Below are 26,516 nucleotides of genomic sequence, written 5' to 3'. Positions count from 1 at the left end.
CGAGGACCGGCGCGCGAGCGCCGGCCCCAGGGCTTTTGCGCGCCGCGTTTTCAGGAGCGGTGCGCATCCATACGGCTCATGAACACCTGAATTTTACGGAGACGAAGTTCCCATGACTCAATCGGCTTATCGCGCAAAACTGTTGACGTTCACCGGCGACCCCGCGCAGTCGCCCGACGCTGCCGTCTTCCACGAAGACGGCGTGGTGATCGTCGAGAACGGCCGCGTGGTCGCATCGGGCGCCTGGTCCGAGCTGAGCGCTCGCGTGGCCGAAGGCGCGACGGTGCACAACCTGCGCGACAAGCTGATCGTGCCGGGCTTCATCGACACGCACATCCACTACCCGCAGACCGACATGATCGCCTCGCCGGCGCCGGGCCTGCTGCCGTGGCTCGAGACTTACACGTTCCCGACCGAGCGCGGCTTCGCCAATGAAAACGTGGCATTCGAGACCGCGCGCTTTTTCGTCGACGAACTGCTTTCGTGCGGCACGACCACCGCGCTCGTCTACTGCTCGGTGCACAAGCAATCGGCCGATGCGCTGTTCACGGCGAGCGAGGCGAAGAACATGCGCATGATCGCGGGCAAGGTGCTGATGGACCGCAACTGCCCCGAGTTCCTGCGCGACACGCCCCAGACCGGCTACGACGACAGCGCCGAACTCATCTCGCGCTGGCACAACAACGGCCGCCAGATGTACGCGCTCACGCCGCGCTTCGCACCCACCTCGACCGAAGCGCAGCTCGAAGCGTGCGAAGCGCTCGCGAAGGCGCACGGCGACATCTTCATTCAGAGCCACGTCGCCGAGAATCTCGACGAAGTGAAGTGGGTGAAGGAGCTGTTCCCGCGCCAGCGCAGCTATCTCGACATCTACGACCATTACGGGCTCCTGCGCCGCCGCGCCGTATACGGCCACTGCATCTGGCTCGACGACGAGGACCGCCGCCGCATGGCGCAAACCGGCACGGTCGCGGCGCACTGCCCGACCTCGAACCTGTTCCTCGGCAGCGGCCTGTTCGACTTCGACAAGGCCCAGGCCACCGAGATGCCCGTCACACTCGCGACAGACGTGGGCGGCGGCACGTCGTTCTCGATGCTGCAAACCATGAACGAAGCGCACAAGGTCGCGCGCATGGGCGGCCATCACCTGACGGCCACGCGCATGTTCTGGCTCGCCACGGCCGGCGCGGCAGCCGCGCTCGATCTCGCCGACAAGATCGGCACGCTCGCGCCGCAAAGCGAAGCCGACTTCGTCGTGCTCGACCCGCAGGCCACGCCGCTGCTCAAGCGCCGCACCGCGCGCGCCGAATCGCTCGAAGAACTGCTATTCGCGTTCGCGCTGCTCGGCGACGACCGCGCCGTGTTCGAGACCTACGCAGCCGGTGCGCGCGTGCACAGCCGCGATACGGCAAAGCGTTAAAATCCCACGGCAAATCCCCATTCCAACGGCCCCGGCGAAGCCGGGTGTCGGAAAACCCCAATGCTATAATTCGCCGTTCATTGGGGAGTAGCCGCCCCGCTCCGTGCCGCCCGGCTAGCCTTCGGGCCTTGGCGCGCGCCGCGCATGCGCAGCGGGAGCATCCGTCAACAGACTTGGCCCGCGCGGCCATGGCGGACGCAGCCTTAGTACTCAGGCCTGGCGAGACCGATGACTCATGCCCGCCGCAACAGGGCCCAGCGGGCCGTGAGTCGTCGCTCGCATTTATCTCGGCCCGAGGATCACCAACACGTGAATCACTCCTTTCTCGTCTCGACCGGCGCAGTCGCGCTCGCCGAAATCGGCGACAAGACGCAACTGCTTTCGCTCGTGCTCGCAGCGCGCTATCGCAAGCCCATGCCGATCATTCTCGGCGTACTGGCCGCCACGCTCGTCAATCACTCGGGCGCGGGCGCGCTCGGCGCGTGGCTCGGCTCGCTCGTCACGCCCTCGGTGATGCGCTGGGCGCTCGCCGTCTCCTTCGTCGCCATGGGATTGTGGATACTCGTGCCCGACAAGCTCGACGAGGGCGAAGCCAACGTCAATCGCACGCGTCTCGGCGTGTTCGGCGCCACCGTCGTCACCTTCTTTCTCGCCGAGATGGGCGACAAGACGCAGATCGCAACCGTCGCACTCGCCGCGCGCTTTCACGACTTCTTCGGGGTGGTGGCCGGCACGACGCTCGGCATGATGATTGCCAATGTGCCTGCGATCCTGCTGGGCGACCGCTTCGCCCACAAGCTGCCGACGGGCCTGGTGCACGGCATCGCCGCCGTGCTGTTCGTGGTGCTTGGCGTGCTCGCCATCATGGGCGTGGGCGTTTGATCGTCTGTAACGCTTGAGCCGCCACTGACGCTGGCTCCGTCTACTTTGCCGGAGCGGCCGCTGCCGGTGCGGTTCCTGGCGCCGCCGCCGGGACTTCGGCCGGCGCGCCCGTGGTCTTGTCCACGGGCAGTTTCACCTGCTGCACCGAGCCGTTCTGCAGCGGGAAGTTCGACAGCGCGCTGCGCACCAGAAACGGCATGATGTGCACGAGCGAGGGATCGTCGCCCGAGGTGCGCGCGGTGACGTTATAGACTTCCTTCCCGCCCGCCTGCTCCGTGATGCGGATGCCGAGTGCATGCGAGTACACCGGATAGCTCTGGTTCACATAAGCGGGGCCCCAGGGACCCCAAGGCCCCCACGGATTGAACGGTCCCCAGTACGGACCCGGCCACGGGTTGTAGAACACGGGCTGCGCCACCGTGACCGTGTCCATGCGGCTGCCGTAGGCGAGGCCCACGAGATAGCGAGCCTGCCGCTCGGGCACCTGGCGGAATGCGTACGAAGAGAGCCCGTCGGCAACGAGGCTCTCGTAGGTCGATTGCTCGATGCTGTGCTGCTGGTCGGGATTGCGCGTGAACGCGTAAGTGCGCGTGGCATCGCTGCCGCCTCCCCACGCGGAGAACGCGGTCACCTGGCTCGTCACATAGGTCGTGCAGCCGGACAGCGTCACGGCAAGCGCCGCCAGCAACAGCAGCGCGCGGCGGGTCCATCGGTCGGGCATCATGGTCTTCTCGTTGCAGTCGTGGCAGTGACGACAGTTCGTCGGCGCGCGGCAAGCTTGCGGTGGTCGACACCGCAGGCCTCGATCATACTGACTCGCGCCCCAGCGGGAAAGTTCGGGCCCGCTGCGCGGGGCACGCCTGCGGGCCATCTCGGACAAGCTGCGCGAGCCTTTGTACAATGGGGCGAGCGGCCGCGTCATCGTACGCAAGGCTCGGCCTCCCTATACCGCTATCCGACCCGAAGCTTCCCCGCACGAGACCATGTCCGATACCGCCACGCCTACTGTGATCCACCGCGAAGACTACGCGCCGCCCGCCTTCCTGATCGACACCGTCGACCTCGAATTCGACCTCGCGCCCGGACACACCGTCGTCAAGAGCACGCTGCGCGTGCGCCGCAATCCCGCTGCCAAGTCCGCGCCGCACCTCGAATTGATGGGTGAACAGCTCGAATTCATCGGCGCGCAAATCGACGGTAATGCCTGCGAAAACGTGCGTGCGCACGAACATGGCCTGACGATCGAGAACGTGCCCGACGCGTTCACGCTCACGCTCACGGGCGCCAACGACCCGGAAGCCAACACCACGCTCTCGGGGCTCTACGTATCGAGCGGCAACTTCTTCACGCAATGCGAAGCTGAAGGCTTTCGCCGCATCACCTGGTTCCTCGACCGCCCCGATGTCATGTCGACCTACACCGTCACGCTGCGCGCCGACAAGACCGCGTGCCCGGTGCTGCTCTCGAACGGCAATCTCATCGAAGCAGGCGAACTGCCCGACGGCCGCCATTATGCGAAGTGGGAAGACCCGTTCCGCAAGCCGAGCTACCTGTTCGCGCTGGTGGCCGGCAAGCTCGTGGCGCTCGAAGAGCGCATCAAGACCGGCTCGGGCAAGGAGAAGCTGCTGCAGGTGTGGGTCGAGCCGCACGATCTCGACAAGACGCGCCATGCGATGGACTCGCTGATCCACTCGATCCGCTGGGACGAGCGGCGCTTCGGCCTCGAACTGGATCTCGACCGCTTCATGATCGTCGCCGTGAGCGACTTCAACATGGGCGCGATGGAGAACAAGGGGCTCAACATCTTCAATACGAAGTACGTGCTGGCGAATCCGGAAACGGCCACCGACGTCGATTTCGCCAACATCGAGGCCGTGGTCGGCCACGAATACTTCCACAACTGGACCGGCAACCGCGTGACCTGCCGCGACTGGTTCCAGCTGAGCCTCAAGGAAGGCCTCACTGTGTTCCGCGACCAGGAATTCTCGGCGGCAATGTCGGGAGGCGACGAGAACGAAGCCGCCCGCGCGACCAAGCGCATCGAGGACGTGCGCGTGCTGCGCCAGATGCAGTTCGCCGAGGATGCAGGCCCGATGGCGCATCCGGTGCGTCCTGAAAGCTACGTCGAGATCAACAACTTCTACACGATGACGGTCTACGAGAAAGGCGCGGAAGTCGTGCGGATGTATCAGACGCTGTTCGGCCGCGACGGCTTTCGCAAGGGCATGGACCTCTACTTCCAGCGCCACGACGGCCAGGCGGTGACCTGCGACGACTTCCGCCACGCCATGGCCGACGCCAATGGCCGCGACCTCGCGCAGTTCGAGCGCTGGTACAGCCAGGCGGGCACGCCGCGCGTCACGGTCACGACGCGTTACGACGAAGCCGCGAAGCGCTATAGCGTCACGCTCGCGCAGGGCTATGCGAACGGCTCGCCGGCCGCGCGCGACACGCAGAAGGGACCGCTCCTGATCCCGTTCGCGATCGGCCTGATCGGCCCCGATGGCGTGGACCTGCCGCTCAAGCTCGAAGGCGAATCCAGCTTCAGCATGACAGCAAGCACGACGCGCGTACTCGAACTCACCGAGGCGCAGCAGACCTTCACCTTCGTCGACATCGCCCACAAGCCCCTGCCCTCGCTGCTGCGCAACTTCTCGGCGCCGGTGATCGTGGAATACGACTATGGCAACGACGAACTCGCGTTCCTGCTCGCGCACGATAGCGATCCGTTCAACCGCTGGGAAGCGGGCCAGCGCCTTGCCACGCGCGAGCTGCTCGCGCTGGCCGCACGCGCCGCCACGCGTCAGCCGCTCGCGATGAACGATGCGCTCATCGACGCGTTTGGCCGCGTGCTCAACGACGCTTCGCTGTCGCCGTCGTTCCGCGAACTCGCGCTGATGCTGCCCTCGGAGACCTATCTCGCGGAGCAGATGGCGGAGTCGAATCCCGCCGCCGTGCACGCCGCGCGCCAGTTCGTGCGCAAGGGCCTGGCCGCGGCGCTCAAGAACGCATGGCTTGCGGCCTACGACGCCAACCTCACGCCGGGCGCCTATGAGCCCACGCCGGAAGCCGCTGGCCACCGGGGCCTGAAGAATCTCGCGCTTTCGTATCTCTCGGAACTCGACGACCCCGCCGACGCCGTGCGACTCGCCATCGCGCAATACCACGCCGCGAACAACATGACCGACCGCGCAGCCGCGCTGTCGGCGCTGATGAACGCGGCGGCAGGCACAGGCGGCGACCAGGCGAAGCAGGCGCTCGAGGACTTCTACGCACGCTTCGAGAAGGAACCGCTCGTCATCGACAAGTGGTTCTCCCTGCAGGCGACGCAACGCGGCACGGCCCAGCGCCCGACGATCGAGACCGTGCGTGCGCTGATGCGCCACCCGGCCTTCAATCTGAAGAATCCGAACCGCGCACGCTCGCTGATCTTCAGCTTCTGCGCGGCGAATCCCGCTCAGTTCCACGCGGCGGACGGCTCGGGCTACGCGTTCTGGGCCGAACAAGTCCTCGCGCTCGACGCCATCAACCCACAGGTTGCCGCACGCCTCGCACGCAATCTCGAACTGTGGCGCCGCTTCACTCCAGCGCTGCGCGACGCGATGCGCGCCGCGCTCGAACAGGTCGCCGCGCAGGCGAAATCGCGCGACGTCCGTGAGATCGTGGAAAAGGCGCTGGCGTAGGCCTCGCGCGCGGCGCCGTTGCACAGCGCCGCGCACAGCCTCGTCCTCACACCGGTCATGCACGCTGCCGGCCCTCGCGGCCGGCATTTTTGTGCGCATTTTTTCTGCATTATTTTTCCGCTCGATTTCCCGGCCGAATTTCCGTCCGATGCGTGCCCGAGCCGATCGCGCTTATTTTCAGGATTGACCAAACAGGCCGAGCCTCGTCCAGCAGGTAGAATTGCGCTATTCCCAAGCGCATCTGGAGTCCTGCAATGGCTTTGCACCGTCGTACCACCCTCACGAAATACCTGATCGAGCAGCAGCGCGAGCATCGCAACCTGCCGGCCGATCTGCGTCTGCTGATCGAAGTTGTCGCGCGCGCGTGCAAGGCGATCAGCTACAACGTCAGCAAGGGCGCCCTCGGCGACGCGCTCGGCACCGCAGGCAGCGAAAATGTTCAGGGCGAAGTGCAGAAGAACCTCGACATTTTGTCGAACGAAATCCTGCTCGACGCCAACGAATGGGGCGGCAACCTCGCGGCCATGGCGTCCGAGGAAATGGAAACCTTCTTCCCGATCCCGGCCAATTATCCGAAGGGCGAATATCTGCTCGTGTTCGACCCGCTCGACGGCTCGTCGAACATCGACGTGAACGTCTCGATCGGCACGATCTTCTCGGTGCTGCGCTGCCCGGACGGCCAGCAGGCCACCGAAGCCTCGTTCCTGCAGCCCGGCGTGCAGCAAGTCGCGGCGGGCTACGCCGTCTACGGCCCGCAAACCGTGCTCGTGCTCACGACCGGCAATGGCGTGAACTGCTTCACGCTTGACCGCGAACTCGGCTCGTGGGTGCTCACGCAGAGCAACATGCGCATTCCCGAGGACACGCGCGAATACGCGATCAACGCATCGAACGCGCGCCACTGGTATGAGCCGGTGCAGCAGTACGTTGGCGAGCTGAATGCGGGCAAGGACGGTCCGCGCGGCGAGAACTTCAACATGCGCTGGATCGCCTCGATGGTCGCCGACGTGCACCGTATCCTGAGCCGCGGGGGCATCTTCATGTATCCGGCCGACCGCCGCGATCCCTCGAAGCCCGGCAAGCTGCGCCTGATGTACGAAGCGAACCCGATGTCGTTCATCGTCGAGCAGGCGGGCGGCATGGCGACCAACGGCGAGCAGCGCATCCTCGACATCCAGCCGACGAGCCTGCACGAGCGCGTGGCCGTGTTCCTCGGCTCGAAAAACGAGGTCGAGCGCGTGACCCGATACCATCAGGAAGCGAAGAAATAAAAAGGTTGGAGAAAAGGGCTTGCATAGCCCGAGATTCTCTCCTATAATCTCCCTTCTCTGATGTGCGGCCGGAATAGCTCAGACGGTAGAGCAGCGCATTCGTAATGCGAAGGTCGGGGGTTCGATTCCTCTTTCCGGCACCAACAAGGTTTCCCAAGCAGTACCGCAACAGACCAAAACCCGCGCCAATCAACGGATTGCGCGGGTTTTTTGTTTCCATGTGGTCCGCACAGAACCGGGGCATCCCAGATTTTTGGGGGTAGTATTGGGGGTACACCCGTCCCCCTTGGGGGTAAGCGACCTTACCCCACGCCCCATGAAAACCACGCCCCTCACAGACGCCCGATGCCGCAACGCGCGATTCAACCCAATTGGCGGCAACAAGCTCTTCGACGGCGGCGGCCTGTTCCTCGAACTACGGCCCGCCGGGACAAAGAAGTGGCGGCTCAAGTACCGGTTCAACGGCAAGGAAAACCTGCTGACGTTTGGCGACTACCCCAGCGTCACGCTGGCAGAAGCGCGCGAGCGTCGAGAGGCCGCAAAGCGACTGCTGGCGGGCGGGACGGACCCGGCGTTGCAGCGGGATATCGACCGGCAGACGGCCGCGCTCGCGGCCAGCACCACCTTCCAGTCCGTCGCAGAAGACTGGCTCGCAATCAAGCGCCGTGGCTGGAGCGCGAGCCACGACAAGCGCATGACGGGCATCCTCGAAAAGGACGTCTACCCGCAGATCGGCAAGCGGCCAATCAACAGCATTACCGGTCCGGTTGTGCTGGCGGTTCTCCGCAAGATCGAGCATCGCGGCGCGCATGAGATGGCGGCGAAGGCGCTTGAAGCCTGCACAGGCGTTTTCCGGCACGCGGGCGCAACAGGCGCTTGCGACCGGAACCCTGCAGACGGACTGAGAGCCGCCCTCGCGCCCCGCCCGCCCGTCAAGCACCACCCGCACGTCAGCGAAGCGGAACTCCCCGAGCTGCTGGAACGCATCGATGGCTATTCCGGGACACTGCAAACCCGCGTCGCCATCAAGCTCATGACCCTGACCTTCGTGCGGACCAATGAGTTGCGGTGGGCGCGGTGGGACGAGTTCGACCTCGACGCCCGCGAATGGCGAGTGCCGTCCGGGCGGATGAAAGGCAGGCCCCATCAGAAGGCTTCCGGCATTCCCCATGTCGTGCCACTTGCGCGCCAGACCGTCGAGCTTCTGGAAAGCCTGCGACCATTGACCGGCCAATACGACCTTGTATTCCCCGGCACGAAAAACAAGAAGGTGCAGCCAATGTCCGCCGAGACAATCAACAAGGCCCTGAAGAGCCTCGGCTTCGAAGGAAAGCAAACCGGCCACGGATTCCGGGGCCTCGCCTCCACGCTCATGAACGAGCGCAGCGGTTTCAATCCTGACGCGATCAGTTGCCAGCTCTCGCATGTCGTGGGGAATAAGGTACGGCGTGCATACAACCACGCCGAACACATGGACGAGCGGCACCGGCTGATGCAGTGGTGGGCGGACTACATCGACCAGAAGAGCGGCGCGAATGTCATACCATTGAATGACAAGGCACGAGGACACCCCCCCCTCCAAAACTCGCGCACACAAAAATCTGATTGAACGAGCGGTACTGGCCGGGCGCAAGCCAACCTTTTCGGCCTCCCCCCGGCTGGCTACCCGCGAATGGCTACCCTTGCTGGCTACCCTGAAAACTGCCGCTCACGCTGGCCGCCGTGGGGTTCGAATTACCCTCATGCGCCGGTTGCCGGAAAGGACCCACGGCGGCGGGCACTGTTACGGATAGCGCAATGGTTCTCCGCCAGCCGCAAGCGCCTACCCCCCGGTAAAACGCTGCTACCCCCCCTGTGATTACAGCCATCTTTGACCGCTTTCAGCCAGCAAACCTCCGCCGTACAAGGCTTGCCATGCGCAAGGCGCTGTAAGGTTGGCGTCGGTCGCGCTCCCACCTTTCTATCAAAATCACTGGAGACGTGGAGACGCGCCCCAAAATGTGGCTGAAAGCCTTACTGGACAAGGCTTTCAGCGTCTCCAATCACCTTGGAGACGGGCACAGCAAATCTGGAGACATGGACACACAATCGCGCGATTGTTACCAATTTTGATTTAATAACCCGAATGTGCGGGATATATCCCGGCTGGTGCGCTCTCGAAACTCAGTTTGCGCGCAAAGAGAAACCGCCACGCCGCCGCCCTCCCGGCGCGGGTCATTTGATCAAGTTATCAATGAATGAATCGACGGCATGATGCGATACACCTGTACATGCCCGACTGTTGGCACGCGCTCACGGCGCGTAGCGTGGCCGTCCGCTCGCGGCTTCAAGACTTCGCGCTCAATCAACAGGCGCTCAATCAGCCTGTAGTCGTATCCCTTGCAGACCTCATTGCGGAAAACCTCCGTCAGCACCCAATACTCCGTTTCGCTTTCTTTGGCGTCTGTGGCACTCATTTCCTTTCCAGTGCCGTATTCCGCAACCCACGCTTCGTTGGTCTCCACCGCTACCGTACTACCGTCCGCATCATGCCTCATCAGCTTCTTGAACCCGGCCCGATGCATGACGTTGGCGCGGTGATCGTCCTGCATGCGATGGAGCAATTCAAACCGTGCTGCGCCATGCGCCTCAAAGAACCACTTCACCTGACGCAACATTGCCGAATGGTCCGCACTACCCGTACCGCCACGCGCCTTGATCCAGGCATCGAGACACGCCCGCGCGGCCGCCTCCGCTTCGCCCTTCGGCCATCCGGTAATGCCGTTGGCCGTCGCCAGTTCACCCGCCGCTCCAACCAACGCGAAGCGCTCCGCCACGCGCGCAACAGCAGCGTTGGCATCGCGCGGGATCCATTTGTCCACCAGCTCCGATACCGCCGCGCGCAACGCGTCGGGCAATTCGTCCGCAAGCGTTGACGCGCACTCGATCATTGCCGGTCCTGCCGTGCCATAGAAGCGGCTGGCGGCGTGTTTCAGATGTTCCACCAAGGCGCGCGACGAATCGAAGCCGTGAAGCGCCTCAATCGCGCCCATGCCCCGGCCCGCATCGGCCGGTATGGCTGGCAATCGCGCCTCAATGCCGCCCTTCATGGGTCGCCCGCCCTCGGCCATCAGCGCGTCAATGCTCTTTTCTCCGTTCGAGAGGAACAGCAGCCGCCAGCTCAACACCGGCTTTGCGCCGCCAGCACGCGCCCCGCGCGATTTCCCCGCCTCGTTCGCGAGCATGTAGACTACATCGCCCACGATGCGCGGCTCTACCTGCCCGATTTCGTCGAGTATCAGCACCGCGTCCGCGTGCTGCGCGGCCACGGCCTCCAGCGCGTTATCCGTCGCCCGCCAGCCGCGTACATAGTCCTTTGAGCCGTACACGGACGCGGCCACCGCGCCGCCCGTTGACTTGCCCTCAGACGTTGAGCCAAGCAGGTGAAACCCGCCCGATTGCAGCCCTGCGAAGTGCAGTAGCGGCCCCGCCAGCGCCACCGATACGCAGAACAGCAAGCGGCTATTGCCAACGCAATGCGCAGCCACCTCGCGCCGCCAATCGTCCAGAGTGCCGCTCTCGCGAAACTGACTTTGTATCGGTGCGTCCGATTGGTAAATCATCGGCTCCCGGCCTTCGCCTATCACGCGATCCGGCAGCACGAACGCGCCTTGATGCCAGCCGATACGGGGCACGCAGCGGTAACGCGCATCCGGCCGCGACATTTGAATGTAGTTTGCGATCTGCTGGCGGGCGGTCTGCGTATGGCCGATCTTGACACCCATCGCCAGCAGCTCGCGGCGCAACTCGGTCCCGTCACCGGCGAACAGCGCAGCGGGCGCGGCCCAACGCTTCGTCACGCCGTCGCGGTCTGTGAATTCGAGCAGGTAGCCCCATTCGCTGTTCGCTTCGTTGCGCGTCTCTGCCGTCACGTCCACCCGCGTGCTGATCCAATGCGGCGGCAGCGCCTCGCCTTGACTGTTGAAACCGTGATACCAGACGCCCGTATCGTCAACCTCGAAGCGGGATTTCCCATCGAGCGCGCGGGCCGTTTTCCGGGCCTTGGCGGGCCTCGCGTTCGTTGTGGGTGCATCGGCATTGCCCGCACCGTCCGGGCGGCGCGTAGCGAGCGCGGAGCGCACGGCAGCGGCTACCGCTTGCACGCCCCGATGTGCGGCCATGTCATTGAAGTCCGTTCCAGAGGCGGGGCGCTTGTCTCCGAAGTCAGGCACGGCCACCATGCCACCGACAGCGGCGGCGGCGGCCTTCGCGTTCGTCACGCCCGGATTGCCCTTTGTGCGGTAATCATCATCGGCACAGAGGACAATGCGCGCGTCACGATGCTGGCCGCGCAGCGCCTTGGCAACCGCCAGCAGGTTCCCTACGTCGAACGCCACGGCACACGGCAGCCCCGTAGCGGCCGCGAGCGTGCTGGCCGTCGCGTAGCCTTCGGCAATCAGCAGCGTGTCACCTACCGGGCCGCCGACGATGGCGAAGTGCCCTGACTTCTGGCCGTCCTTGAGGTAGCGCTTCTGGCCGTCCACAAGGATCAGCTCGACGGTCCAGACCTTGCCCGCCGCATCGCACGCTGGAACGATCAAAGCGCCGTCGCAAACGGCTGTACCGAAGCGCAGCGGGCCGCGATAGAGGCGCAGCTCGCCCGGTTGGATCGCCTTGCGCTTGAGGTAGGGATGATCGGCCGGAGCCGCCCCGGCCGCTTCCCAGATGCGCGCGGCCTCGACGGCCACCGCCTCATGCCGCTCCGCCGCCTCCGCCAGCTCGCGCGCCTCACGCTGCGCACGCTCCGCATCGCGTCGCTTGCGCTCTGCTGGCGGGACCGGCTTGGCCTTGTGTGCACGCGGATCGAAGCCGTGCTCCTTCGCGATATGGAACAGCGTATTGATCGTTATCCCGCCGCCCTTGAACGACTTCCACGAATCCCGCGCGGCCTTGGCGTTATAGCTCTGTGCGTTCCGGCTCCATTCGTCCCAGAGGGAGAATGCTTCGTCACCAAACCCGGCCTTGAGCGCCATCCCGGCCTTGCGCCACGTCTCGCGATCATCGGGCGGTATGTAGCCCAATGCGATGCGGGCACGCTCAAACTCATCATGCACGGTATCCGCCACGGCTCGCCCTCAATGCTTCGTTACGCCAATGCCCGCGTGCATCATGAGCTGCTGTACGCGGCCCACAAACCCGGCCAGAAACGCGGCTTGCACGTCGAACAGCGCCACCACCTGCGCGCCTCGCCCGGACGGCTCCATGTGGAGCGCAATGGCCGCGAGATAGGCGTTCGAGGCGCGCATCATCTCGGACGCCAGATCGACCTTGCCAAGCACGTCGAGCGTTTCATCGGCCGCGATTGCCCCGGCCTTCACGCTGAGTTCGTGAATCACTGGAACGCGTGTCTCGAATGAGAGCGCTTCATCGCCGGGAAAATGAATGATGCAAAATTCGGTTTTCATGTAGGAATCCTCAACGGGCGGCATAGTTTGCCGCCCTTGTTGAACAAGTGCGCCGCTTAGGTTTTCGCCCTCTCGGCCGCGCCGCCCAGCGCCCGTTTCCACGCGCCGTCGAACGTCCCAACATCTTCCGCCGCCGTTTCGATGTATTCGTCCAGCAGCGTGAAGCCCTCATGCGCAAGTCCCGCCAGCAAGCTATCGCCACCGGCTGATGCCAGACGCTCTAGCGCGTGAAAAAGGACACTGGCCCGCTCCATACCTTCGAGCGCACGGCCGGTCGCATTGTTGGCGGCATCAAGCGCACGGACCAGCGTTGTCAGCTCACGCATGGGACACCTCCAGCCTGTATTCCTCACGCGCGCCCTCCATAGAGGAGGCCCATTCTTCGGCAAGGCGCACGCCAACATCGGCCAGCCCGCGAACCGTGGTGAATTCGTCGCTCATTTGCGAGACGGCATCGAACAACGCCCCGAGCTGGTACAGCTTGCGCGCGCAATCATCGAAGTAAAGAGCGGCCTCGCGCACGCTGGGCGTTCCGGGCAATGCTTCGCGCTTACCCATGCGACACCTCCGCGTCATGTGTGAGCGCCGCCCGCGCGGCGTTCGCCATGCCTTCGAACGCGCCGAAGATCGACACCTGCTCGGTTAAGTCGAGCTGGCCGAAAGCCGCCGCCGCGTCCTCGTTCGAAAGCAGGTTTGCGAAGGCCGCCAGCTCACCAAGGCGGATTACAGCCGCGTCGATGCTGGCGGCCGGGATAGCGTGCTGGCGGTTATCCATGCTGCACCTCCACCCGCTTGAGTTGCTTTTGCAGAATTGCGCGGGCGAGTGCGACGAAGCGCGGAGCGTCTTCCGCTTCGATGCGCAAATCGCCGTAGCTCGTCTGGATCGTGAAGCCGCACTCCATGTCGGGAACCTGTTTCGCCAGTGAATAGCGGAGGCGTTCGATTGCGCGCTCGCGGGCCGCGTGGAGCTTGGACGTGTCATGCATGGCACACCTCCACGCGGGCCAGCTCGGCAAGACGGCGCAAGGCGTCGCCAGTTGCATCGAGCGCAGCGGAATCGCTAGGCGCGAGCGCGGCGGCGCGGAGCGCAGCACGGATGATTTCGAGGGGAGATTGTGGTTGCTCGGGGCGAGCGGAGATAAGGCGCATGGGGCGGCCTCCGTTGACGGGTTCCACAACCCGACACGCCCCGCTCTCAAACGGGGTGGCCGGGCACGAGATGAGGTTGAGAGACCGGCGTCAACGGAAACCGGCGTGCGCGAACGCACCCCCACCAAGGCCCGACCATAGAAGGCGCTTAGTGTACGGGCGTAAAAAAACCGCCTAAAGGCGGTTGCCCGCCGTTGACATTTCCGGCTCTCACCCCGGATCGCCCAAACCGCAGCGACACGCCCAGCATAGCCGCATATCGATCGACCGGTCAACCTGAGCCAAAGGGTCGCACCAGACTGAGCGAAGTTATTCATGGCGCACCTCCGCAAACGCGGCGGCGCGGAGCGCAGCACGGATGATTTCGAGGGGGGATTGCGGTTGCTCGGGGCGAGCGGAGAAAAGGCGCATAGTGCGACCTCCTGTGACGGGCTATCTAACCCGGCCCCCGACGCCAATCGGGGTGGCCGGGCACAAAGCGGAGTTGGCGTACCGGCGTCACAGGGAACCGGCGTGCGCAAGCGCACCCCCACCAAGGCCCGACCATTAAAGGCGCTTAGTGTGCGGGCGTAAAAAAACCGCCTGGCGGCGGTTGCCCGCCTGTGACAAGTCTGGACGCCAATCCAGTTTGCCGCCGTTCTCACGGCGACAAGGCCAGTATACCCCGCCCTATCGCCCGGTCCAAGCGACGGCCGCGCGCACCGAAATCGGGTTTCGGCCGCCCCCCGCCGAATTGCTCCAGCGAAGGGCCACAACGCCCGCGCCCGATTGACCGTCCCTCGCGGTTTCACGGCCGCACCTTACCCGCCAGCATGAACACCGCCAGCTCCATTTGCGCGATGGCCTTCCTGATGCGTGACGGGAAGTGCCGCGCATCGCGCTCGAAGATGGCCGCCGCCGCGAACAGATGACGCGCACACGCCGTTCGCTCACCGTCCGCGCACTGCCCGAATGCATCGCGGTATCGCTCGCGGAGCGCGTCCAGTCTCGCGGCGTAGAGCGCGGCTTGGGCCGCGCGTGTCGCTTTCTTTTCCGATGCAATCCGGGCCTTGGCTTCCGCCAGCGTGTCGAACGTCGAGGCGGTCATTACTTGCCCTCCACGCGCGGCAGCGCCGCCAACCATGCGTCTACCTCGGCCTCATCGAAACCGATCGAACGCTCACCGAGCTTGAGCGGCGTGACGAACGAGCCGGATTGAAGGCGGCGGTAAATTTCGGTCTTGCTCAGACCGATACGCTGGGAGAGCGCACGCATACGAATGATGCGGCGCGGGGCGGGAGATGTAGCTTTGCTGGGTGTCGGCATGTTCGCTCCTGTAACTGTTGCGCCCGCATGGATGGAGCGGGACGCTGGAGCAAATGCTAGATACCGAAACGCAACTACTGCAAAGGCGAAAAACAGTAGTTGCGTTTCAGGTACTCGTAACGCAACTACTGAGAACAGTAATTGCGTTTATCGAGCTGAGATAGCTACTTCGAAGTATGCGGACATAACTGGGCGTCACACCGAGTTCCCCGGCTAGCCTAGCGACATAGTCCGGATCCATGATCTTGATGCCGCGCTCGTGATCGGACCTGATACGGGTGAGCTTTGCATCTTTGCTTTGCCCGCGCGCCCGTCGCGCGGGTCGCGTCTGTTCTTCTGGCGTGCATGTTCGTCGCGGCAAACACACCGCGTCCAAGGCCCGCAGAACGCTATGCGTGACCCACCCCGGTACATCGGCGTCAGTGGGCCACAATTCCGCATAGGCCAGCATCAAATCCCCGTTCATCGCGCCTGACCGCGACAAGTCGAAAAGGCGCGCAATCTGGTTCACGTAACGCGTAGTCGCAACTTTCGTAACGCCGAGCTGTTCCATCACGTCCAACACACGCTTGATTTCCGGCCGACCGCGCCAGCGGGCGAAGGCGTTTAGCCACGTTTCTCCAGCTCGGCCCACGAGCGATGACACGTCGGGACGGGCTGCTACGGCCCGCGCATACAAAGGCGTAACAGCCCCTGCCGAAGCCTGAATCCTCGCCTGACTGTCCGTTAGCGTCTTGATGATCGCTTGTGTTTGGCGGTGCGATTCCATGATGCCAAGGGAGGCTGTCATCACTCGAGCGTCAGCGGCCGCCAAATGCCTGAAGGCGTCCAACGACGCGCGAGCACCGGTCAAATCGAAAACGTCCACGGCCGAGCGCCTACAGAAGTCAATCCGGCTGGAGTCATCAAACATCGCACGCACCTCGAACAGGGACATTTGGCGATGCTGATTTTATCCCGCTACGCTCCGCGCGTCCCGTACCGTTCCACTTACGAAAACCAGCGCACGCATTGGTAAACAAACGGGCGTTTAACTACCGCAAACTTTCGGGCCTCCAAAGCGGTAATCAATCCCTTGAAAACACATTGATTACCAACCATGATTGTTACCACGATTGATTACCAAGAAACGACATGGCCCGCACCTTCCTTTACGCCCGCGTCTCGACCGCCGAGCAAACCACCGATAACCAATTGCTCGAAGTGCGCGCGGCCGGTTTCACCGTGCAACCCCGCCACACGATCACCGAGACGGTATCGGGCAGCGTCCCGGCAGCGGAGCGCCCCGGCTTTTCGAAGCTGCTCGACAAGCTGGACGAAGGTGACACCCTTGTCGTGACCAAGCTCGACCGTCTGGGGCGCAACACCACGGACGTGCTTGCCACCGTCGAAACGCTTGCCGCTATGGGCGTGCATGTTCATTGCCTCGCCCTCAAGGGCGTGGACCTCACCAGCGCGAGCGGGCGGCTGCATATGACCGTGCTGGCGGCCGTCGCACAGTTCGAGCGTGACCTGTTGATTGAGCGCACGCACGCGGGCCTCGCGCGGGCGAAAGAGGAAGGCCGGAAGCTCGGCCGCAAGGCGAGCCTGACCGATGAACAGAAAGCGGCGATACGTGCGCGAATGGCAACCGGCGACGCGACGGCGCGGGGGCTGGCGGCCGAGTACGGCGTCTCGCATCCGACGATCCTCAAGGCACTGCACAACGCCGCGTAACACCCACCATCCAAACTCACTTTCGACGGGCCGCAAGGCCCGTTTCTCGTTGCGCCGTGAGGGACGGCGGCGCGGGGTTCCTTTTGCGCGGAGCGTTCCAGAGGCGGGTACTTTGCCACGTCTGCCGTGATTGGCCGCTATCCTTTGTCTCCAAAGTGCCATATCGTTGGAGACACTTTGGAGACAATCTGGAGACGGGCAAAAGCCTTATGGAATAAGGGTTCTAGGAGAGACACACATATTGCCTCCACGTCTCCAGACATTTTGTAGCCTCTGGCCGCAAAGCCGACCGCTCAAACGGGCCACGTCCGTTTGGGGGTATGCTTGGGGGTTCGATGTCCAGACCGCCGCTCCCATAGCCTTTTAATTCAATTCAGAGCGGAGATTTTCCCGATCCTCTTTCCGCACCAAAAGCTTCAAACAAAAAGCCCAGCCTTAACCGGCTGGGCTTTTTGTTTTGCGCCGCCGCCCTCTTCTACTGCACTACGGCAGCCGCACCTCATCCAGTGCCTCGCCCACCTCCTCGATCACATCATCCCAGCGCCCCAGTTCGCGCTGTCTGAAAAGCCGCGCCGATGGATACCAGGGCGTATCGCTGTGGCCCGTCATCCAGCGCCAGTCGGTGCAGGTCGGCAGCAAGATCCACACTGGCACGCCCGCCGCCCCCGCGAGGTGCGCAACCGACGTATCCACGGTAATCACGAGGTCGAGCGACTGCACGATCGCCAGCGTGTCGGTGAAGTTCGCGATCTCAGGTCCAAGCGGCGTCATATCGATGCCGGACGGCAAGGTCTCGATGTCGGTTTGCGCAGCGCCCTTTTGCAGCGCAAACCACGCCACTTCGCTGCGCGCGAGCAGCGGATGCAACGCGCTCAAGGCAATGGAGCGATAGCGGTCGAATTCGTAATCGGGATTGCCGGCCCACACCAGACCCACGCAGCGCTTGCGCGAGTTCGCACCTGTCAAGCCGACGATCCGCTCGCGCCAACGCTCAATGACCTGGGAAGGCGCGCCGAGGTACGGCATCGCAAGCGGCAACATGCTCGTTGCCAGCCGCATATGATCAGGAAAACGAAACATGCGACACCAATAGTCGTAGGGACCAGGCGGCAGCGTAGTCCAGACCCGGACTACCCCGCTCGCGCACGCGGCCACACCGGCCAGCGCCTCGCCGACCCAGACATCGACCGTCGCACCCTGACACTGCAACCAGTCGGCGTAGCGCAGAGACTGGATCTGATCGCCGAGCCCCTGCTCGCCGAGCAGCAGAAAGCGTTGTCCACCTACAGGCTCGCCGGACCACTCCGGAAAGCCGGGCTGCGCCAGCGTGCTGTTCTGCGGCAGACGCTCGTGCCAACGGTAGTGCCGCCAACCGTCCTCGAACTCGCCATCGCGCAGCAGCGACACCGCAACATTGAATTGCAGATGGGCGTCGTCGGGCTTCAGGCGCGCAGCCTCAAAGCTGTGCTGCCGCATGCGCACATGATCGCCAAGCATGTTCGATGCGTAAGCGGCGTTGTGATGCAAACCGGCACTCCCGGCGTCCACCGCCAGCCCCTGCATGGCCACTTCGCGGGCTTTTTCGTAGCGATGCAGTTCGTTCAGACAGAATGCGAGCGCGTCGAGCGCACGAGGATCCGCCGCGAAGGTCGTGCGCATGAGCGCGATCTGGGCATCCGCTTCTTGGATGTGCCCAAGTTGCGACAGCACGTTGATCAATGCGATGCCATCGACAAGACGTGCGGCACCCAGCGTCCAAGCGCGGCGCAGATAGTTCACGGCCTCTTCGGGGCGGCCGTCTTCGAGACTCAGCGTGCCGAGACGCTGCACGGCATGATGAAGCGCCGGATCGAATCCAAGCGCCTTTTCATAATGCGCGCACGCCTCGCCCCGACGCCCGGCAAGTTTCAGCACGTCGCCCAGGTTGCGATGCAGACTGGCTGCGCCGCCGCTTAGGGCAATGGCCCGGTGATAACAGGCCTCGGCCATGACATGCTCGCCCGCCAGCGCGGCGATCAACCCGCGATGCTCCCACAACTCGGCGCGTTCCGGCGCGACGTTCAAGGCGCGCTCGAGAAAGTCGCGCGCGAGCGAGCGCTCATCACCTCGAAAATGCGCGAGCGCGGTGCGATGCAATGCATGCACATGGCGCGGTTGCACAGCGAGCACGTCCTGATAGGCGCGCAGCGCGTCGGCCGTTCGGCCGTTGTCGAAATGGTGATCGGCAAGCGCAAGCGCTGCTTGCTGGCCCGATGCGTCGGCCGCCGAATCGTCGGCCGCAACATGAGCCGGTTCGGGGCGGTTTTGATGGGTCATGGTTTTGAAGATAGCGGAGGTCGTCCGAGGGTCGAAATCAGACGATGCTGAAAACTCCGCCGTACCTCAGGCAATCCCGCGTTTCTCGCGCAGAAACGTTCGCGCTGCGCCGGCGAGCCATGCCCACGTAAAACAGGTTCCGGCGCCGGTGCAATCCTGACGGCACGCCAGCGAGCCTGGTAACGGTGAATTTTGACAATAAGCCGCCGCAAAAATACAAATGAGACTGGATGCACTCGCCAGAAACGAACGCTTACACCGTTTTAATTCTGTTTAACGCTCGGGGGTCAAGCTCGGCCGATAATCAGCCGATATAGACAGGAAACGGATTCGATCGAACACACGGATACAAGGGCGGCGGCAACGCACACGAATGCTTGCCGCTCTCCCATGGAGGAACGCCGCCGCTTGTACAGCCGGGGCCAGGGGAGTTCAGGGAATGATCACGCAAGGAGAACGGTCGCGCGCCGGGACAGCAGCGACTGGATGGACACGCTCGTGAGCCGCTAATTCAGACGGCGCTCGAACATCGATGGCGCGTATCCGAATGATTATATTCCTGAGTAGTTAATAAGTTGTCCCGATGTGCGAATAAAGCAACACGCACGCCGGAAAAGCTCCTTTGCGTTGGCTGGCACTAGCGCGATTGAAGGGCGGAGCCAGATAATTGCCTTACATAGGAGAAAGATCATGGACGCCAAACCACCAAGGATTCCGACCCCGGACCAAGTATTCAGCCCGGATCCGGAACCGGTGGCCGTTGAGTTTCTCGGCGATGAATTGCCCGCTCATGTGCGCGCATTTCTCGACGAGCAACGCAAGGCACACGAACAGAAGTGACGGGGCAGCGCATTGGCGCTAGACGTGCAAAGCGAACGGCGGGCCGGTGCAGGCATTGCCGCGGGTTTTTGCGCACTCTCGATCGCACCATCGAAATGATGGTGCGCGCGTTCGATGCAACGCGCGCGTGATCCATATTGCGCGCCGTTTGTGCGCTATCGCACGGACAATCGAGATTATTTTCTGCCGCGTTGAAAACGGTTTGCGGCAACGGCGGCCAACAGGCGCCTCATAACCGGCTATCCTTCGTTTTTTCCTCTTCGTCCGGCCGGGCCGCCCTCTTGCAATGAACTCCGCTTTTCGCGCATTCGCGTCCTGTGTCGCCGCAGTTCTCATCATGTTGCCGGCTGCCTCGGCACGCGCCGACGGCGACGATACGGCGCTCACCAACCTCGTCGCGCTCGTCTCACAGCGCCTCTCGCTGGCCGAGCCCGTCGCACACTGGAAATGGCTCAACCATAAGCCGATCACGGATACGCCGCGCGAGAACGCGCTGCTTGCTGACGTCCAGAAACGCGCTGCGGCCGCAGGCGTCGATCCGGCGTTCGCCCGCGCGTTCTTCCGCGACCAGATCGATGCAAGCACGCAGGTACAGCAAGCACTTTTCACGAGCTGGCAATCGTCGCAAGCGCCCGCCGGTCCGGCACCGGATCTCGCGACCGTCACACGTCCGCAACTCGATCGCCTTACGGCGCAGCTCATCGGCGCGCTCGCGCGCATGCAGCCCACACGCGCCGCGGACGACTGCCCTGCGCGCGTCGCGCGCGCAGTCGCACACTGGAAGGAATTGACGCGTTACGACTCTACGCGCGCCGCAGCCATGACACGGGCGCTCGGCCATGTCTGCGAGAGCGGTGGCATAGGCGGCATGGCTTAAGGCTTCCGACGCCCGCGCTCAAGCCACTCAGACTGCGTTCGTCATCCCCTCGGCCACCGAGTCCTGCAAAGGCAACACGCGCAAGCCCTTCTCGAGACGGCTCTGCAAAATGCGCCACGTCGAAAGTTCGAATGGCGCATCGGCAGCGGCCGACGTCGCCACGAGACTTCTCGCCTGCGTCGCGCTCGCCACCGCACCGAGATAGCACCAGCGATCGATGACCTGCAAAACGGGCTGGCCATGCGTGGCATCGCGCTCCTCGATCAGCACGGCACCGTCGAACGGCCAGGGCACCCCCTCCGGATCTTGCTTCGAGATACGCGGCATGCGATTGAACGACGGCCGCAACTGTGCGATCCATCGCGCTTCGACAAAGAGCGCGCCCAGTTCCCCGCCGGTCGCGTGCCATTCCACCCGACGGATCTGCTGAGCCATGCGCTGCTCGCGCGCCGAGCGCCGTTCGCCCGACAAATGCGAGCGCACGCGCTGCCGCACACGAACACTGCGGCCGACATAAAGCGGCACGTCGTTGTCGCCAAAAAATGCGTAGACGCCATGGCCCGCCGGCGCAGTATCGAGGAGATCGTCGGTGATATCGCCCGCGAGACGATGCCGGCGCGTCAGCCGCTCCACCTGGGCAGCGAGCATCTCCCCGGGCACGAGCCCCGGCAACCGCTGCCAGAACTGCCAGAGCAGATCGGCGTCGGCGAGCGCGCGATGGCGGTCGGCCGGCACGAGCGCATGGCGCTCCACTAGCGCATCGAGGCCGTGGCGCTTCTCGGCCGGAAACAGCGCACGCGACAGGCGCACAGTACACAGCACATCAGGATTGAACGTAAAGCCGGCGCGCTCGAACTCCGCACGCAGAAAGCCACGATCGAAACTCGCGTTGTGCGCGACAAAAAGCCGGCCTGAGAGCCGCTCGAACAGCGCGGGCGCAAGTTCGGCGAACGTCGGCGCTCCGCGGACCATGGCGTCCGTGATGCCAGTAAGCTGCTGAATAAAGGGTGGGATCGCTTGCTGCGGATCGACCAGCGAACTCCATCGCGTGACCTGCCCATCCCTCACCTCAACGACCCCGATTTCGGTGATGCGGTGTTCTCCCACCGAACCGCCTGTCGTTTCAAGATCCACGAAAACCAGCGGGACATTGCCAGACGGGAGATCGGCGCGCAAAAGGGTGTCGGACATGGTGAAGCAGCAGGACGAGATGGAAAAATCGCCCAAGTATGCACTGTTTGGGCAAAGTGCGCAGGGAGTTTACGGCGCGGCGGCATGCGTTAATTCCACTATTGGCGGAATTTTTGAATTGGGGTTTTCCCGCTAAACTCATGAGCACCATAAACGCACCCGCTATTTATTGCGCGCTCTTTACCCGCCAAAAATAAAAAAGCCCCGGGAGCACCAGGGCTGTCTGTCGCGGGGAGCAGGCGCGCAGTCCCGCTCGCGTGCCGCGCTTACAGAGGCTGGATGTTTGCCGCCTGCTTGCCCTTCGGGCCGACCTTGACTTCAAAGGAGACGCGCTGATTCTCCTTCAGCGACTTGAAGCCGTCCGCACGGATCTCCGAGAAGTGCGCGAACAGGTCGTCGCCGCCGGCGTCGGACGTGATGAAGCCAAAGCCCTTCGCATCATTGAACCATTTGACAATACCGGTTTCCATCTTTCAGTTTCCCTAAAAATAAAATGACGCGGACAATATCCACGCGCCGAACGTCAACTGACTTGCCTCTCTGCATTCCGCAATGGATTTGAAGCTGAAAGGAAATTCAGAATGGTCGTTATACGGGGAACGTCAATCGACCGTCAAGCGAATTTTTTATAACAGCAATTTCATTTCAGCGATAAACCAGCAAGCATCAAAAAGCCTGCAGATATATATGCATAAGAAATGAATTATCTTGAGCACTGACTTTTTACTTCTTAATGGAAGATCAGCACCGAATCGGGAAAAGCTACCTCGGATGTAACAATTCGTGTCAAACGTAAGTGTTTTTACCGGTTGTTCGAGTAATACATTCAATCCATGATGAGTATAGTTAGCGTGCAACGGGAGGCGACCATGCTGACGTTACTGCATCGGTGGTTTCATTGGCTCGTACAGATCGACGGCGCCGATCCGGAAAACGGGGCGACGGGCGAGTTCGAGGCGTACGGTTCGTGGCACGGCGACCATTGGCACAACCTGCTGTGTTCCCCTATGGACGCCCGGCACTATGTAATGGAAGACTGGAGCTTGCAGTCAGACCCGACTGAAGAACCCACCAGATAGGGATTCAACGGGGCCACATGCAAAATGACGCTTGAAGAGTGGCGCAAAAAAAGAGCGCGGCAATGAGCCGCGCCGACAAAGGTTTGGAGATCTTTTTCGTCAACGAAAAAGGCTGCTTCGAAAAGCAGCCATTAGAGTATAGCCACTCTACTGTGGGGTCATTAACGCTGCGGCACACAATCATCTGTTACGCAGGTAGCAATAATCGCGACTGACCGGATTTGCGTTGTTTTTCACGATCAATTGGTGTAGCGATCGCACAACGCCGCTTGGTTGACACTCCCCCCCCGCCAACCCGAATCCCGCTGAAAGCCCCAACCAGCAAGGCTTAACGCGATCCCTAATATCATTTCAGATTTCGCAATACTTTATTGCGCGAATCGGAACGCCCCCTTTCCGAACACCCTCTCTACACTCTGCCTGTCCGGAAACCGACTTCGACGGATTAACGCGCCACGCGAGTATTGCCTCTCGCTGCTCATCGCGTGGACGGTTTCCCAAACAGGGTTCAACGAAACCCATCTCTGTTCTCGGAGTTTACAAAGATGAAAAAGACTCTCATGGTCGCTGCCCTCACGGGCGTTTTTGCAACGGCTGCGCACGCGCAAAGCAGCGTTACGCTGTACGGCCTGATCGACGCCGGCATCACCTACACGAACAACCAGGGTGGCCACAGCGCCTGGCAAGCAACGAGCGGCACGGTCAACGGCAGCCGTTGGGGCCTGCGCGGTGCTGAAGACCTCGGTGGCGGTCTGAAGGCTATCTTCACGTTGGAAAACGGCTTCAGCATCATGAACGGCACGGCTGCTCAGTCGGGCCGCATGTTCGGTCGTCAAGCGTTCGTCGGTCTGGCAAGCGACCAGTTCGGCGCGGTCACCCTGGGCCGCCAGTACGACTCCGTGGTCGACTACCTTGCTCCGCTGTCGAACACCGGCACGCAATACGGCGGCACGATCGCAGCGCACCCGTATGACAACGACAACCTGAACAACTCGGTTCGTCTGAACAACACGATCAAGTACTCGAGCGTGAACTACGCTGGCTTCAAGTTCGGCGGCACGTACTCGTTCTCGAACAGCAGCGAATTCGCAAACAACCGCGCATACAGCGTTGGCGCATCGTACAACTGGGCAGGCCTGAACGTTGCGGCTGGCTACCTGCACATGAACAACGACATCAACAACCTGCAACTGGGTGTTGGCAACTCGGGCGCGCAAACGGGTGAATGGACGTTCGCAGCAGGCCGTCAAAGCACGTTCGGCGGCGGCGTGAACTACACGTTCGGCCCGGCAACGGCTGGCTTCGTCTACACGCAGACGCAACTGGGCAACGCACTCGGCATCTCGGGTTCGAAGTCGGGCGTCAACGGCGGCCTCGCCTTCAACTCGGGCAGCGCACGCTTCCAGAACTTCGAAGGCAACATCCGTTACGCTCTGACCCCGGCCCTGAGCCTGGCTGGCGCGTACACGTACACCCGCGCGAACTTCGGCGGCGGCGTGAACCCGAACTACAACACGGTCGCACTGCAGTCGGACTACGCACTGTCGAAGCGCACCGACGTCTACCTGCAAGGCGACTGGCAGCACGTGTCGTCGAACCAGGACCACATCGGCGCTTACCTGAACGGTCTGGGTTCGGCTTCGACCCGTCAAGACCAGGTCGCTGTGACGGTTGGTATGCGTCACCGCTTCTAAGCAGCACCGCGCAGGCCTTACCGGCCTGCTGTGCAGCTGAAAAGGCGCCGCTTGCGGCGCCTTTTTTCATTTCTGCGCGAGGCTTTACGATCCCGGCGCGGGATAGCGCACGTCCAGCACGTCGACCGGCTCAGGCCCGGCAGGTGTATGCAGCGTCACCTGGTCGCCAATCCGCGCCTTCAGGAGCGCGCGCGCAATCGGCGAAACCCAGCTCACGTGGCCATGGTCTAGATTGACCTCGTCGATGCCCACGATCGTGACCGTATGAGATTCGCCATCCTCGGTACCGTAATCGACGGTCGCACCAAAGAACACCTGATCCACGCTTTCCTGGCGGCTGCTGTCCACGACCTCGGCCAGATCGAGCCGCTTGGTCAAAAAGCGAATGCGCCGGTCGATTTCGCGCAGCCTGCGCTTGCCGTAGATGTAATCGCCGTTCTCGGAGCGGTCGCCGTTCGAAGCGGCCCACGACACGAGCTTGACCACTTCGGGCCGTGCCTCGTCGATTAGATGCAGCAGTTCGCTGCGCATGCGCTCATAGCCGGCGGGCGTGATGTAGTTCTTGGTCCCGGCAGGAATTTCGGGATGGCCGGCTTCGAGATCGTCGTCGTTGTCAGTCGATTCTTTGACAAATGCCTTGTTCATGATGGTTCGGTTCACTACACGTTGCTAGCGGCTTCGGGCCCAACCGCGAACTCAAACGAGGACCCCACTTCGGACCTGCGCCCTTCCTCTCAGGTTACACGAAGCGCGCCCACTGACAAATCGCGATAAGGGCCTTCCCTTTTTTAAAAAGGTTGCTATAATCTCACTTCTGCGTGCGGCTGTAGCTCAGTTGGATAGAGTACTTGGCTACGAACCAAGGGGTCGTGGGTTCGAATCCTGCCAGCCGCGCCACTTTTTCCGAGTTTGCCCAAGTCTGACCGGTGCAAATCTCAAGCAGTACACTGCAGTAAGTAGTATCGTTTTTAGCGTGCGGCTGTAGCTCAGTTGGATAGAGTACTTGGCTACGAACCAAGGGGTCGTGGGTTCGAATCCTGCCAGCCGCGCCACTTCTCGAAGGGCCTTCCTGATTCAGGAAGGCCCTTTGTTTTTGCGCGTTGCCCTTTGCCTTTAGGTGCCTTTGCGGCGTCCGTTCAGCGCGGGGCCGTGCCAATATCGCCTATCTGCGCATCCGGGCGCGGCAAGTCCTCCACGTCGCCAATCGCACTCGGCGCCCCCACTGGCGCCATACCCGTGCCCAGCACAGCCTGTGGCCGTCGCAGCACCTCCTCCACCGTGTCGCCAAAACGGCTCTTCACGAATGCGCGTAGCAGGGCCTCACGCGTCGTGGCGCCGCGCGCTTCGACTTTGCCTTTGCGATGACTGCCCTCGAACTGCGCCACGCAGCGCGCCGGCTCATCGGTCTGGGGTTCGCTCGATTCGCTCAACTCGAAGCACCTGGCGCGATCAAGCACCACGCCAGCGGCCTCCCACGACGTGGATGGCTCGAAACGCCCGTCCCATGGCCGGCCTCGGTCGCTGCCGCGCACCGCGACGGTCTCGCCGCTATCCGTGAAATAGATCTCCCGCACGAAGTCCGGCAGGCTGCGCGCCACCCAGTAATCGAGCGCGAGGCCAGTCAAGTCAGCTACGTTCATTGCTTTGCC

General features: G+C 62.8%; 27 protein-coding genes, 3 tRNA genes and 1 riboswitch. Of the genes, 14 read left to right on the top strand and 16 right to left on the bottom strand.

Annotated elements, in window-relative coordinates; translation table 11 throughout:
- Positions 1-112: 112 nt before the first annotated feature.
- Both guaD and PWP93_RS02215 read left to right on the top strand, forming a co-directional pair.
- Positions 113-1,420 carry a guanine deaminase gene (gene guaD, locus PWP93_RS02220; RefSeq protein ID WP_421043293.1) on the top strand — a complete coding sequence of 436 codons (1,308 nt, stop codon included), beginning with the start codon at positions 113-115 and terminating at the stop codon, positions 1,418-1,420.
- A gap of 57 nt (positions 1,421-1,477) precedes the next feature.
- A riboswitch (yybP-ykoY riboswitch) is annotated at positions 1,478-1,637 on the top strand.
- A 92-nt stretch (positions 1,638-1,729) separates the two neighbouring features.
- Positions 1,730-2,302: a TMEM165/GDT1 family protein gene (locus PWP93_RS02215; RefSeq protein ID WP_421043292.1), complete on the top strand. Its 573-nt coding sequence runs from the start codon at positions 1,730-1,732 to the stop codon at positions 2,300-2,302.
- Positions 2,303-2,342: 40 nt separating this feature from the next.
- On the opposite strand, the gene PWP93_RS02210 is transcribed toward PWP93_RS02215, so the two are convergent.
- Complete coding sequence (locus PWP93_RS02210) at positions 2,343-3,026, bottom strand: DUF4136 domain-containing protein (RefSeq protein ID WP_421043291.1); 684 nt, start codon at positions 3,024-3,026, stop codon at positions 2,343-2,345.
- Positions 3,027-3,285: 259 nt separating this feature from the next.
- Here PWP93_RS02210 and pepN point away from each other — a divergent pair, with 259 nt between their 5' ends.
- The 4 genes from pepN (at position 3,286) to PWP93_RS02190 (ending at position 8,865) form a co-directional block, all read left to right on the top strand.
- The gene (gene pepN / locus PWP93_RS02205; protein ID WP_421043290.1) at positions 3,286-5,985 is read left to right on the top strand and encodes an aminopeptidase N; all 2,700 of its coding nucleotides are present in this window, start codon (positions 3,286-3,288) and stop codon (positions 5,983-5,985) included.
- Between the two features lie 254 nt (positions 5,986-6,239).
- A complete protein-coding gene (locus PWP93_RS02200; protein WP_421043289.1) occupies positions 6,240-7,256 on the top strand; it encodes a class 1 fructose-bisphosphatase in 1,017 nt (338 codons plus the stop codon).
- 67 nt (positions 7,257-7,323) lie between these two features.
- Positions 7,324-7,399: transfer RNA gene (locus PWP93_RS02195), tRNA-Thr, on the top strand.
- A 173-nt stretch (positions 7,400-7,572) separates the two neighbouring features.
- The gene (locus PWP93_RS02190) at positions 7,573-8,865 is read left to right on the top strand and encodes a tyrosine-type recombinase/integrase (RefSeq protein WP_421043288.1); all 1,293 of its coding nucleotides are present in this window, start codon (positions 7,573-7,575) and stop codon (positions 8,863-8,865) included.
- Positions 8,866-9,478: 613 nt separating this feature from the next.
- On the opposite strand, the gene PWP93_RS02185 is transcribed toward PWP93_RS02190, so the two are convergent.
- The 10 genes from PWP93_RS02185 to PWP93_RS02140 form a co-directional block, all read right to left on the bottom strand.
- Positions 9,479-12,349, bottom strand: coding sequence for a DUF927 domain-containing protein (locus tag PWP93_RS02185; protein ID WP_421043287.1), 2,871 nt, complete (start codon positions 12,347-12,349; stop codon positions 9,479-9,481).
- Positions 12,350-12,370: 21 nt separating this feature from the next.
- A complete protein-coding gene (locus PWP93_RS02180; protein ID WP_421043267.1) occupies positions 12,371-12,700 on the bottom strand; it encodes a hypothetical protein in 330 nt (109 codons plus the stop codon).
- Between the two features lie 56 nt (positions 12,701-12,756).
- A complete protein-coding gene (locus PWP93_RS02175; protein ID WP_421043266.1) occupies positions 12,757-13,026 on the bottom strand; it encodes a hypothetical protein in 270 nt (89 codons plus the stop codon).
- Complete coding sequence (locus tag PWP93_RS02170) at positions 13,019-13,258, bottom strand: hypothetical protein (RefSeq protein ID WP_421043265.1); 240 nt, start codon at positions 13,256-13,258, stop codon at positions 13,019-13,021. The genes PWP93_RS02175 and PWP93_RS02170 overlap by 8 nt, the downstream gene beginning before the upstream one ends.
- Positions 13,251-13,475 (bottom strand): hypothetical protein, encoded by a 225-nt coding sequence (locus PWP93_RS02165; RefSeq protein WP_421043286.1) that lies wholly within the window; start codon positions 13,473-13,475, stop codon positions 13,251-13,253. The genes PWP93_RS02170 and PWP93_RS02165 overlap by 8 nt, the downstream gene beginning before the upstream one ends.
- Complete coding sequence (locus PWP93_RS02160; RefSeq protein WP_421043285.1) at positions 13,468-13,686, bottom strand: hypothetical protein; 219 nt, start codon at positions 13,684-13,686, stop codon at positions 13,468-13,470. The genes PWP93_RS02165 and PWP93_RS02160 overlap by 8 nt, the downstream gene beginning before the upstream one ends.
- Entirely contained in the window at positions 13,679-13,849 is a 171-nt protein-coding gene (locus PWP93_RS02155; protein WP_421043284.1) for a hypothetical protein, read from the bottom strand. Before PWP93_RS02155 ends, PWP93_RS02160 begins: the two co-directional genes overlap by 8 nt.
- Positions 13,850-14,636: 787 nt before the next feature.
- Positions 14,637-14,936: a hypothetical protein gene (locus tag PWP93_RS02150; protein WP_421043283.1), complete on the bottom strand. Its 300-nt coding sequence runs from the start codon at positions 14,934-14,936 to the stop codon at positions 14,637-14,639.
- Entirely contained in the window at positions 14,936-15,154 is a 219-nt protein-coding gene (locus PWP93_RS02145) for a helix-turn-helix transcriptional regulator (RefSeq protein WP_421043282.1), read from the bottom strand. The genes PWP93_RS02150 and PWP93_RS02145 overlap by 1 nt, the downstream gene beginning before the upstream one ends.
- 106 nt (positions 15,155-15,260) lie before the next feature.
- A complete protein-coding gene (locus PWP93_RS02140) occupies positions 15,261-16,091 on the bottom strand; it encodes a hypothetical protein (RefSeq protein WP_421043281.1) in 831 nt (276 codons plus the stop codon).
- Positions 16,092-16,288: 197 nt separating this feature from the next.
- On the opposite strand from PWP93_RS02140, the gene PWP93_RS02135 reads away from it, so the two are divergent.
- Positions 16,289-16,870, top strand: a complete 582-nt coding sequence (locus PWP93_RS02135) for a recombinase family protein (RefSeq protein ID WP_421043280.1) — start codon at positions 16,289-16,291, stop codon at positions 16,868-16,870.
- A gap of 483 nt (positions 16,871-17,353) precedes the next feature.
- On the opposite strand, the gene PWP93_RS02130 is transcribed toward PWP93_RS02135, so the two are convergent.
- Positions 17,354-19,186: a tetratricopeptide repeat protein gene (locus PWP93_RS02130; protein ID WP_421043279.1), complete on the bottom strand. Its 1,833-nt coding sequence runs from the start codon at positions 19,184-19,186 to the stop codon at positions 17,354-17,356.
- A gap of 690 nt (positions 19,187-19,876) precedes the next feature.
- Here PWP93_RS02130 and PWP93_RS02125 point away from each other — a divergent pair.
- Positions 19,877-20,026 (top strand): hypothetical protein, encoded by a 150-nt coding sequence (locus tag PWP93_RS02125; protein ID WP_027795377.1) that lies wholly within the window; start codon positions 19,877-19,879, stop codon positions 20,024-20,026.
- 286 nt (positions 20,027-20,312) lie between these two features.
- Positions 20,313-20,903 (top strand): chorismate mutase, encoded by a 591-nt coding sequence (locus tag PWP93_RS02120; RefSeq protein ID WP_421043278.1) that lies wholly within the window; start codon positions 20,313-20,315, stop codon positions 20,901-20,903.
- 27 nt (positions 20,904-20,930) lie between these two features.
- Here the strand turns inward: PWP93_RS02120 and PWP93_RS02115 are convergent, their stop codons facing one another.
- The gene (locus PWP93_RS02115; protein WP_421043277.1) at positions 20,931-22,094 is read right to left on the bottom strand and encodes an exonuclease domain-containing protein; all 1,164 of its coding nucleotides are present in this window, start codon (positions 22,092-22,094) and stop codon (positions 20,931-20,933) included.
- Here PWP93_RS02115 and PWP93_RS02110 point away from each other — a divergent pair.
- Complete coding sequence (locus PWP93_RS02110; RefSeq protein WP_421043276.1) at positions 22,093-22,230, top strand: hypothetical protein; 138 nt, start codon at positions 22,093-22,095, stop codon at positions 22,228-22,230. The genes PWP93_RS02115 and PWP93_RS02110 overlap by 2 nt on opposite strands.
- 130 nt (positions 22,231-22,360) lie before the next feature.
- Here the strand turns inward: PWP93_RS02110 and PWP93_RS02105 are convergent, their stop codons facing one another.
- On the bottom strand, positions 22,361-22,564 hold the full coding sequence (locus PWP93_RS02105; protein WP_035522383.1) for a cold-shock protein: 204 nt from the start codon (positions 22,562-22,564) through the stop codon (positions 22,361-22,363).
- A gap of 399 nt (positions 22,565-22,963) precedes the next feature.
- Here PWP93_RS02105 and PWP93_RS02100 point away from each other — a divergent pair, with 399 nt between their 5' ends.
- Positions 22,964-23,173, top strand: coding sequence for a hypothetical protein (locus PWP93_RS02100; RefSeq protein WP_421043275.1), 210 nt, complete (start codon positions 22,964-22,966; stop codon positions 23,171-23,173).
- A 545-nt stretch (positions 23,174-23,718) separates the two neighbouring features.
- Positions 23,719-24,867 carry a porin gene (locus tag PWP93_RS02095; RefSeq protein WP_421024486.1) on the top strand — a complete coding sequence of 383 codons (1,149 nt, stop codon included), beginning with the start codon at positions 23,719-23,721 and terminating at the stop codon, positions 24,865-24,867.
- A gap of 84 nt (positions 24,868-24,951) precedes the next feature.
- Here PWP93_RS02095 and greB read toward each other — a convergent pair whose 3' ends face one another.
- Entirely contained in the window at positions 24,952-25,512 is a 561-nt protein-coding gene (greB, locus tag PWP93_RS02090; protein ID WP_421043274.1) for a transcription elongation factor GreB, read from the bottom strand.
- Between the two features lie 175 nt (positions 25,513-25,687).
- On the opposite strand from greB, the gene PWP93_RS02085 reads away from it, so the two are divergent.
- Positions 25,688-25,764 (top strand) — tRNA-Arg (locus PWP93_RS02085).
- Between the two features lie 78 nt (positions 25,765-25,842).
- A tRNA-Arg gene (locus tag PWP93_RS02080) sits at positions 25,843-25,919 on the top strand.
- An 84-nt stretch (positions 25,920-26,003) separates the two neighbouring features.
- On the opposite strand, the gene PWP93_RS02075 is transcribed toward PWP93_RS02080, so the two are convergent.
- The gene (locus tag PWP93_RS02075; RefSeq protein WP_421043273.1) at positions 26,004-26,507 is read right to left on the bottom strand and encodes a phage protein NinX family protein; all 504 of its coding nucleotides are present in this window, start codon (positions 26,505-26,507) and stop codon (positions 26,004-26,006) included.
- Between the last annotated feature and the right edge of the window lie 9 nt (positions 26,508-26,516).

The sequence above is a fragment of the Paraburkholderia sp. A1RI-2L genome (assembly GCF_048957375.1).
In the GTDB taxonomy this organism is placed as follows: Bacteria; Pseudomonadota; Gammaproteobacteria; order Burkholderiales; family Burkholderiaceae; genus Paraburkholderia.
This window is presented reverse-complemented; position numbering and strand designations above follow the sequence as displayed.

What these genes read in the sequence shown, in the direction of transcription:
- guaD (WP_421043293.1), top strand. Translation starts at nt 113, where the DNA reads ATGACTCAATCGGCTTATCGCGCAAAACTGTTGACGTTCACCGGCGAC.
- PWP93_RS02210 (WP_421043291.1), bottom strand. Translation starts at nt 3,026, where the DNA reads ATGATGCCCGACCGATGGACCCGCCGCGCGCTGCTGTTGCTGGCGGCG.
- pepN (WP_421043290.1), top strand. Translation starts at nt 3,286, where the DNA reads ATGTCCGATACCGCCACGCCTACTGTGATCCACCGCGAAGACTACGCG.
- PWP93_RS02200 (WP_421043289.1), top strand. Translation starts at nt 6,240, where the DNA reads ATGGCTTTGCACCGTCGTACCACCCTCACGAAATACCTGATCGAGCAG.
- PWP93_RS02190 (WP_421043288.1), top strand. Translation starts at nt 7,573, where the DNA reads ATGAAAACCACGCCCCTCACAGACGCCCGATGCCGCAACGCGCGATTC.
- PWP93_RS02180 (WP_421043267.1), bottom strand. Translation starts at nt 12,700, where the DNA reads ATGAAAACCGAATTTTGCATCATTCATTTTCCCGGCGATGAAGCGCTC.
- PWP93_RS02175 (WP_421043266.1), bottom strand. Translation starts at nt 13,026, where the DNA reads ATGCGTGAGCTGACAACGCTGGTCCGTGCGCTTGATGCCGCCAACAAT.
- PWP93_RS02170 (WP_421043265.1), bottom strand. Translation starts at nt 13,258, where the DNA reads ATGGGTAAGCGCGAAGCATTGCCCGGAACGCCCAGCGTGCGCGAGGCC.
- PWP93_RS02165 (WP_421043286.1), bottom strand. Translation starts at nt 13,475, where the DNA reads ATGGATAACCGCCAGCACGCTATCCCGGCCGCCAGCATCGACGCGGCT.
- PWP93_RS02160 (WP_421043285.1), bottom strand. Translation starts at nt 13,686, where the DNA reads ATGCATGACACGTCCAAGCTCCACGCGGCCCGCGAGCGCGCAATCGAA.
- PWP93_RS02155 (WP_421043284.1), bottom strand. Translation starts at nt 13,849, where the DNA reads ATGCGCCTTATCTCCGCTCGCCCCGAGCAACCACAATCTCCCCTCGAA.
- PWP93_RS02150 (WP_421043283.1), bottom strand. Translation starts at nt 14,936, where the DNA reads ATGACCGCCTCGACGTTCGACACGCTGGCGGAAGCCAAGGCCCGGATT.
- PWP93_RS02145 (WP_421043282.1), bottom strand. Translation starts at nt 15,154, where the DNA reads ATGCCGACACCCAGCAAAGCTACATCTCCCGCCCCGCGCCGCATCATT.
- PWP93_RS02140 (WP_421043281.1), bottom strand. Translation starts at nt 16,091, where the DNA reads ATGTCCCTGTTCGAGGTGCGTGCGATGTTTGATGACTCCAGCCGGATT.
- PWP93_RS02135 (WP_421043280.1), top strand. Translation starts at nt 16,289, where the DNA reads ATGGCCCGCACCTTCCTTTACGCCCGCGTCTCGACCGCCGAGCAAACC.
- PWP93_RS02130 (WP_421043279.1), bottom strand. Translation starts at nt 19,186, where the DNA reads ATGACCCATCAAAACCGCCCCGAACCGGCTCATGTTGCGGCCGACGAT.
- PWP93_RS02125 (WP_027795377.1), top strand. Translation starts at nt 19,877, where the DNA reads ATGGACGCCAAACCACCAAGGATTCCGACCCCGGACCAAGTATTCAGC.
- PWP93_RS02120 (WP_421043278.1), top strand. Translation starts at nt 20,313, where the DNA reads ATGAACTCCGCTTTTCGCGCATTCGCGTCCTGTGTCGCCGCAGTTCTC.
- PWP93_RS02110 (WP_421043276.1), top strand. Translation starts at nt 22,093, where the DNA reads ATGGTGAAGCAGCAGGACGAGATGGAAAAATCGCCCAAGTATGCACTG.
- PWP93_RS02115 (WP_421043277.1), bottom strand. Translation starts at nt 22,094, where the DNA reads ATGTCCGACACCCTTTTGCGCGCCGATCTCCCGTCTGGCAATGTCCCG.
- PWP93_RS02105 (WP_035522383.1), bottom strand. Translation starts at nt 22,564, where the DNA reads ATGGAAACCGGTATTGTCAAATGGTTCAATGATGCGAAGGGCTTTGGC.
- PWP93_RS02100 (WP_421043275.1), top strand. Translation starts at nt 22,964, where the DNA reads ATGCTGACGTTACTGCATCGGTGGTTTCATTGGCTCGTACAGATCGAC.
- PWP93_RS02095 (WP_421024486.1), top strand. Translation starts at nt 23,719, where the DNA reads ATGAAAAAGACTCTCATGGTCGCTGCCCTCACGGGCGTTTTTGCAACG.
- greB (WP_421043274.1), bottom strand. Translation starts at nt 25,512, where the DNA reads ATGAACAAGGCATTTGTCAAAGAATCGACTGACAACGACGACGATCTC.
- PWP93_RS02075 (WP_421043273.1), bottom strand. Translation starts at nt 26,507, where the DNA reads ATGAACGTAGCTGACTTGACTGGCCTCGCGCTCGATTACTGGGTGGCG.